General features: G+C 63.7%; 7 protein-coding genes and 1 tRNA gene. 1 reads left to right on the forward strand and 7 read right to left on the reverse strand.

The features are described from left to right. Positions 1–70: 70 nt before the first annotated feature. The 6 genes from FXV83_RS41525 to FXV83_RS41555 all read right to left on the reverse strand — a co-directional run bounded on the left by FXV83_RS41525 (position 71) and on the right by FXV83_RS41555 (position 5127). On the reverse strand, positions 71–520 hold the full coding sequence (locus FXV83_RS41525; RefSeq protein ID WP_187436546.1) for a DUF2948 family protein: 450 nt from the start codon (positions 518–520) through the stop codon (positions 71–73). 395 nt (positions 521–915) lie between these two features. Beyond that, entirely contained in the window at positions 916–1740 is an 825-nt protein-coding gene (locus FXV83_RS41535) for an alpha/beta fold hydrolase (protein WP_148745778.1), read from the reverse strand. A 93-nt stretch (positions 1741–1833) separates the two neighbouring features. Continuing rightward, the gene (locus FXV83_RS41540) at positions 1834–2343 is read right to left on the reverse strand and encodes a hypothetical protein (protein WP_148745779.1); all 510 of its coding nucleotides are present in this window, start codon (positions 2341–2343) and stop codon (positions 1834–1836) included. Positions 2344–2673: 330 nt separating this feature from the next. Continuing rightward, on the reverse strand, positions 2674–2982 hold the full coding sequence (locus tag FXV83_RS41545; RefSeq protein WP_148745780.1) for an EthD family reductase: 309 nt from the start codon (positions 2980–2982) through the stop codon (positions 2674–2676). Between the two features lie 214 nt (positions 2983–3196). Beyond that, positions 3197–4861 carry an FAD-dependent oxidoreductase gene (locus tag FXV83_RS41550; protein WP_430648986.1) on the reverse strand — a complete coding sequence of 555 codons (1665 nt, stop codon included), beginning with the start codon at positions 4859–4861 and terminating at the stop codon, positions 3197–3199. Positions 4862–4944: 83 nt separating this feature from the next. Further along, complete coding sequence (locus FXV83_RS41555; RefSeq protein WP_148745782.1) at positions 4945–5127, reverse strand: hypothetical protein; 183 nt, start codon at positions 5125–5127, stop codon at positions 4945–4947. Between the two features lie 348 nt (positions 5128–5475). Here FXV83_RS41555 and FXV83_RS41560 point away from each other — a divergent pair. Beyond that, positions 5476–5550 (forward strand) — tRNA-Thr (locus FXV83_RS41560). 259 nt (positions 5551–5809) lie between these two features. Here the strand turns inward: FXV83_RS41560 and FXV83_RS41565 are convergent. After that, positions 5810–6769 (reverse strand): IS110 family RNA-guided transposase, encoded by a 960-nt coding sequence (locus FXV83_RS41565; protein WP_148745783.1) that lies wholly within the window; start codon positions 6767–6769, stop codon positions 5810–5812. Positions 6770–6973 lie beyond the last annotated feature (204 nt).

Below are 6973 nucleotides of genomic sequence, written 5' to 3' on the forward strand. Positions count from 1 at the left end.
TATTTTAGCGCCAATGGGCGTTCGCCAGCACGACAGCGGAAATGTGGCGCGGATTTCGGCCCCTTACCGGCTACGCCTCGTCCTCGATCCCCAGTCCCATCCCCAACTGGTCCACCCCAAGGTCAGTCAGCTCGCATTCCAGGCACTCGACGTCGAGGCGAACGGCGCCGCCTTGGGCGAACAGGAGCAGCGCGCTGCCGCCAGGCTCCTCGTCGCGGCCGTCGGCGGGGTGAAACTCGATGCCGACGAGGTCCAGGACCTTATCCAGTGCGGCAAGGTCGATATTGCGCGACTTGCAGGCAAGCACGCGGTCGAAGCGCAAGGCCGCGACCAGCCGGCGCGGCTCGGCCTCACCCTCCAGCATTTGTTCCCAGTCCAGCCGGCTCATGCCGACGACGAGCCGCTTCTCGCTTTGCCGCCAAATGATGTTCGAGGTCAGCACGCGGGCGTCCTGGACATGGGCGGAGATCACGGCGAGATCGTCGGCATCGAGCGCGATCAGTTTGAGCGGTGGAGACATCGCCGGCACTTCTCCTTGAGGACGGATGCGGCTCAACGCGCGCGGGCGTCGAAATTTCCGCGAAAACCATGCGCTCGCCGGAATCGATGCCCGACCATGAAGGATACACCGGTCAGCGTCGCTCCCACAGCATGGCGGCGGCGAGATCTGGTTCGGCGAAGGCACGCGCGACAAGCCCGAGGCTTTCGTGAGGCGAACGTTCGAGGCGATCAGGGGGCTGTTGAAGTGAGGTCGCTTCCCCTCTCCCCTTGTGGGAGAGGGTGGCTCGCCGCGCAGCGGTGAGACGGGTGAGGGGTTGTCTCCGCGAGCGCACCTCTCGCAAATGAATGCGAGGATACAACCCCTCATCCGGCGCTTCGCGCCACCTTCTCCCACAAGGGGAGAAGGAAGAAGAGTCACTCCTTGAAGAACGCCAGCAGGTCGGCGCTGATGGTCTCGGCGTGCGTGGTGGGCATGCCGTGCGGAAAGCCCTTGTAGGTCTTCAGGGTACCGTGCTTGAGCAGCTTGGCCGACAGCGGCGCGGAATCGGCGTAGGGCACGATCTGGTCGTCGTCGCCGTGCATCACCAGCACCGGCACGTTGATCTTCTTCAGGTCCTCGGTGAAGTCGGTCTGCGAGAACGCGACGATGCCGTCGTAATGCGCCTTCGCGCCGCCCATCATGCCTTGGCGCCACCAGTTCTGGATCACCGCTTCCGACGGTTTTGCGCCGGGACGATTGTAGCCGTAGAACGGGCCGGCGGCGATGTCGCGGTAGAAAGCCGAGCGGCCGGCAGCGAGTTGGACCTGGAAATCGTCGAACACGCTCTTCGGCAGGCCGCCGAGATTGGCCTCCGTCTTCACCATCAGCGGCGGCACCGCCGAGAGAATCGCGGCCTTCGCCACCCGGCTCTCGCCATGGCGGGCGATGTAGTGCACGACTTCGCCGCCGCCGGTGGAATGGCCGACATGGATGGCGTTCTTGAGGTCGAGATGCGCCGTCACGGCCGCGAGGTCGTCGGCATAGTGATCCATGTCGTGGCCGTCGGCGACCTGCGCCGAGCGGCCATGGCCGCGGCGGTCATGGGCGATGACGCGGTAGCCGCGGGTGACGAAGAACATCATCTGCGCGTCCCAGTCGTCCGACGACAGCGGCCAGCCATGGCTGAACACGATCGGCTGGCCACTTCCCCAATCCTTGTAGAAGATCTCGACGCCGTCCTTGGTGGTGATGGTGGGCATTTGCGTGGCTCCTTTCGTGAAACGTCATTGCGTGGCACGCCCATATCGGATGCGTGCCTCCGGAGGCTGGAATTTGTTGAACGCGAGAATCGATCAGGCGAACGTCATCGGCCGGTAGCGGCGCCAGGCGCCGATGGTCAACACCACGAAGAACACCAGCACGATGCCCTGCACCACGGCGAACACCGGCCCCGACGGCGGCGCCGGCGGCACGGCGGGCGCGAGCGCGGCCAGCGCCGGCACCTTGAGGAACGACTGGATCACCAGCACGAAGACGTTGAAGTAGAGCGAGATCATCGCGGTCACGATGTAGACCGGACGCCAAGTGCCCGAGAGCTTCATGCCGTAGAGTGCGATGCAGGCGATCGCAAGCAGCACCAGCGAGATGATGCCGATGATATGCGACGGCAGCAGCTCCTTGAACGGAAACAGGAAGCCGGTGGCGCTGGTGAGGATCGTGAACAACAGGAAGATCGCGGTGAGGCCCGGCAACGGCTTCGAGCCGAGCAGGCCGAACATCACGACGAGGCCGGCGACGATGCCTATCAGGCTGATGATGACATGGAGCATCGTGAAGGCGGGCAGGCTCAACCCAAGAACCATGACATCTCTCCTAGTCTCTGCATTGAGTTCGGGAGATTAATATTACGCTGCTCATCGAATTGCCACATGCGCCGGCATCACACATGCGCGCGCGCCATGCGTGATCGTGCGAATCGACAAACGCATGGCTGAATTTTTTGCAGCGCTGTCATAAATGACAGCAGTTTGTAGCCCGGATGGAGCGCAGCGCAATCCGGGGATCACGCGAGCGGATGGTGCTGTCCCGGATTGCGCTTTGCTCCATCCGGGCTACGAATCTTCGGAGCTTGACGAAAGTTGAATCAGATTGGCGAAGACGCCTCGTGATGCGCGAAGCGCCTCGTGCGCGTCTTAGACTTCCTTGGTGTCGAAGATCAGGAGGTCGGCGCCGCCGGTGGCGAATTTCGGCACATCGCCCGCTGCCGCCTTGCCCTCTGCGCTGCCGAAGGCCGCCTGGATGTCGGCCACGCTGTTGAAGGTGAGAATGGCGACAAGGTGGATTCCGGAAGGCCCAGCGGGGGAGCCGACCGGCCCGGTGCTGACGGCGTATTTTTTCAGGCCGGGAAGTTTCTTGGCGATCGGTATGTGGGTCTCGGCATAATGCTTGTCGAAGGCAGCAGTATCCTTGGGCGTCTTGTAGAGCACGACGAGTTCAGCCATTTAGTTCCTCCCTTGAAGCTTGTTGTATTTAGACCCTCATGGTGAGGAGGCGCGTCAGCGCCGTCTCGAACCATGCAGGCCCGGCTCTTCGTTCCGGGCCTTCATCCTTCGAGACGCGCGCAAGAGCGCGCTCCTCAGGATGAGGGGATAGTCCGTGGGACGCGGCAAAATCGCAAGTGTCATTCCTCTTTCCGTCCGCTTGTCTTCTGCTTGGCTAAAGCGCCGGTTTTGCGGCGTCGCCGAGGAAGCCGTGGAGGGAGGCTACGACCTGCGCGCCCTCGCCGATGGCGCCGCCGACGCGCTTGACCGAGCCGGAGCGAACGTCGCCGACGGCGTAGACGCCGGGCACGGAGGTCTCCAGCGGCGCGACGAGCCGGCCCTGGTTCTGCTCGGATTGTCCGCCGGTGACGACGAAGCCGCCGCGATCGAGCGTCACGCCGCAGCCGTCGAGCCAGCCGGTGGCGGGATCGGCGCCGACGAACAGGAAGAGATTGCGGACGTCGGCAAAATCCTCGTCGCTCGACAGCCGGCTCTTCAAGCGGATGCGCCGCAGCAGCGAGGCTTCGTCGCCCTCGAGCGCCGTGATCTCGGTGTTGAACAGCAGCTCGATGTTGGGCGTCGCTTCGATGCGCTCGATGAGATAGCGCGACATGCTGGCGCCGAGACCGCCGCCGCGGATGATCATCAGCACTTTCTTGGCATGGCCCGACAGGAACACCGCCGCCTGTCCCGCCGAATTGCCGGCGCCCACCAATGCCACTTCGTCGCCGGCGCAGAGCCGCGCCTCGACCGGCGAGGCCCAGTACCAGACGCCGCGACCTTCGAACTTGTCGAGGTTCGCGATCTCCGGCCGGCGATAGCGCGCGCCGCTGGCAACGACGACCGCGCGCGAGCGCAGCACGTCGCCGCCGTCGAGCTCGACCGAAAATGCGCCGTCGCCCCGCGTGCAGTCGAGCGACTTGGCGGTCACCGGAATCATTATGTCGGCACCGAATTTTTGCGCCTGGTTGAAGGCGCGCGCCGTCAGCGCCATTCCCGAGATGCCGGTCGGAAAGCCGAGGTAGTTCTCGATGCGCGCGCTGGCGCCGGCCTGGCCGCCGAAGGCGCGGGTGTCGAGCACGGCGACCGACAGACCTTCGGAGGCGGCATACACCGCGGTCGCAAGGCCCGCCGGCCCGCTGCCGACGATCGCGACGTCGTAGATCCGATCGTTCTTCGGCCCGCCGATCATGCCGATGCTGCGCGCGAGCTCGGTTTCGCCGGGATTGCGCAGCACCGTGCCGTCGGCGGTGACGACCAGCGGCCAGTCTTCGGGCTTGGGCGAATAGCGCGCGATCAATTCGGCGGCGTCGCGCTCGCGGTCGGGATCGAGCAGATGATGCGGCTGGCCGTTGCGGGTTAGAAAGCCCTGCAAGCGGACCACGCCGGCCGAATGCGACGGCCCGATCAGCACGATGCCGCCGACGCCGGCCTGGATCAGGCTGACCCGGCGCAGGATCAACGCACGCATGATGCGCTCGCCGAGCTCGGCCTCGGCGACCAGAAGTGCGCGCAGCCGATCCGGCGGCAGCAGCAGCGTCTCGACCTCGCCCTCGGCGCGGCCATCGACCAGCGCCGGCCGCCCCGAGAGCTGGCTGAGCTCGGCGAGAAACTGGCCCGGTCCCTGGTCGATCACCGGGGTAACGTGACCGAGCCCGTCGCGCTGGGTAATGGCGACATGCCCCTTCAGCACCACGAACATGCCCGGCCCCGGCTTGCCGGTTTCGAACATGAGCTCGCCATCGGCGTAGCTGCGGAGCTCGCCGAAATGCCGCATGCGCTCGATCTCGGCGGCCGTCAGTGTCGGGAATGTCTGCTCCGGACGGGAGAACCGCAACATCTGCGCGTCCCTGTCAGCTCGTTCCGGTCCGTCCTGCCCCATTGCCACTCTCATTCACTCCAAAAAATCCAACCGCCGGAATTCTAATTGTCGTTCTTGCCGGCGGTCCCCTTACTTAAGGAACCATCGTCATTCTGCGAGGGGGCGGTCGTTGCGGCGCGTTCGCGCGCCTGCAGCTTCCGCCGCTTCAAATTTTCGCGCAGCGCCGATTTCAGCCGGTCCTGCCGCTGGTCAACCGCTCGCCTCTTGTCGTTCTCGTCGGTCATTTGCAACCCATCGCATTGGCCGGCCCAGGATGCCATTGAAGACGCCATCGAATCAGGATGCCATCGAATAGCGACAGCTCAAGGCGCTTTGACCAGCCGCGACAACGAAGCCGTCAGATTTCGTCGAATTCGCGGACGCCGCCAACTGCCCATTTGGCTGGGGACGCTACGGCACGAAATCCGACCAAAACCGGTCATTTCGAGGGAAAATGGCCGCTTTCGGCGCGCACCAGGGCCGATTTTATCGATTTGGCCGGGCCGGTGCGCTTGCACAGAGGGGGGCCTTGTGGCAGATATCGCCCCGCTTGGTAGGCCCCTCGTGGCGGTCGATTCTCAATCCCAGCACCTGCTGCCGTAGCTCAGTGGTAGAGCACTCCATTGGTAATGGAGAGGTCGACAGTTCAATCCTGTCTGGCAGCACCATTTCATTTTCGGCGAGACGTCCAAAAGCAAGACATGCAGCGGCATTCTCGCGGCGGAAAATGCCCGAGTTTTGCGCGATCCTTTTGCCCGCTTCTGTGAAGAGCAACTGTGGCGAAGTAGCCCGGTGATCGGCCGGCCTCAAGGCTGGCGCTGGCGCGCCCCCGCCTGCGGCGGCTACGGCCTTGACCCCGTCCGCTCACCGGTCTGTTGGCTTTGCAAGCGCTCGGCCGAGGACCGAGCGTGGTAAAGGCGCGCTCGATCAGTTCACCGCATAGCGGCTGGGATCCCATTTTTGTCGTCGTGCGATCATCGTGTTGAGGATGACGATTAGCTTGCGCATGCAGGCGATGATGGCAACCTTCGGTTCTTTTCCTTTGGCAATCAGGCGCTGATAGTAGGCCTTTAGAACCGGATTGTTCTGGGTTGCTGCGCCAACACAGGGCATGTAGATGGCGTTACGGACCCAGCGGCGGCCACCCTTGATGTGGCGCTCGCCACGATGCTTTCCACTGTCGTCGTCATAAGGGGCGATGCCGATCAAGGCCGCGGCAATCTCGCCGCTCACCTGGCCGAGTTCCGGCATCCCGGCCACGAGATTTGCCGAACTCGTCTCGGCGAACCCCGGCACACTCTCGATGATCTCGGTGCGTTCGGCAAAATCCGGCATGGACTTGATTTTGGCACAGATGGCGGCTTCGAGCTTGGCAATCTCGCCGGCCAGGCTCTTCAAGATGCGGGCATGCGCCTTCTGAACCAATCCCGGCGCGGCATGCTCGCCCTGGCTGACCAAGCGAATCCTCGCATCAATCAGACTTAGGCGCGCCTTCACCAAGGTCCGCAGTTCCTCATGTGCCGCATCGTGTTTCTGGCTCGGCGCCTCGCTGAATGTCTCGGCAAACCAGGCGATCATCTCCGCGTCGATCGCATCGTTCTTGGCCAGCCGCCCCGCCGACAGCGCGAAGCTGCGGACCCGCTTGGGATCGACGATCCGCACCTCGATGCCGGCTTCGCGCAACACCTTAGCCCACGCACGCTCATAGCCGCCGCTCGCCTCCATCACCGCCTTGTCAACTTGGTGCTTGCGCAGCCAGGCAACCAGCTTGCGATGCCCCTGGGGTATCAGGAAGGTCTGCCGCAGCGACAACGAGCGAATGCATGCATCCACCTTATCCTTGGAGACATCGATACCCACGACAACGAGATCATTTTGTGCCATCATCCACTCCCTTCCTTGCTCGGTTCGGGCTCGAAGCCCTTGCAACTGTTCGGGTTGAGGAAGACACCGGAGCTGTCCCTCGCTCTGACACAGGCTCAACGGCCTTTGGGCGCAACGGGCTCAGTTCCAGCAACGGGCGGTTCTGATCCAACCGCCCGTTCACACATTCTGCCAGATTTTTCGGACACAAGGGCGCAGGGAAGACCG

This window comes from Bradyrhizobium hipponense (assembly GCF_008123965.1).
Lineage (GTDB): Bacteria > Pseudomonadota > Alphaproteobacteria > Rhizobiales > Xanthobacteraceae > Bradyrhizobium > Bradyrhizobium hipponense.

Coding starts and splice junctions, on each gene's coding strand:
- FXV83_RS41525 (WP_187436546.1), bottom strand. CDS start 520: ATGTCTCCACCGCTCAAACTGATCGCGCTCGATGCCGACGATCTCGCC.
- FXV83_RS41535 (WP_148745778.1), bottom strand. CDS start 1,740: ATGCCCACCATCACCACCAAGGACGGCGTCGAGATCTTCTACAAGGAT.
- FXV83_RS41540 (WP_148745779.1), bottom strand. CDS start 2,343: ATGGTTCTTGGGTTGAGCCTGCCCGCCTTCACGATGCTCCATGTCATC.
- FXV83_RS41545 (WP_148745780.1), bottom strand. CDS start 2,982: ATGGCTGAACTCGTCGTGCTCTACAAGACGCCCAAGGATACTGCTGCC.
- FXV83_RS41550 (WP_430648986.1), bottom strand. CDS start 4,861: ATGTTGCGGTTCTCCCGTCCGGAGCAGACATTCCCGACACTGACGGCC.
- FXV83_RS41555 (WP_148745782.1), bottom strand. CDS start 5,127: ATGACCGACGAGAACGACAAGAGGCGAGCGGTTGACCAGCGGCAGGAC.
- FXV83_RS41565 (WP_148745783.1), bottom strand. CDS start 6,769: ATGATGGCACAAAATGATCTCGTTGTCGTGGGTATCGATGTCTCCAAG.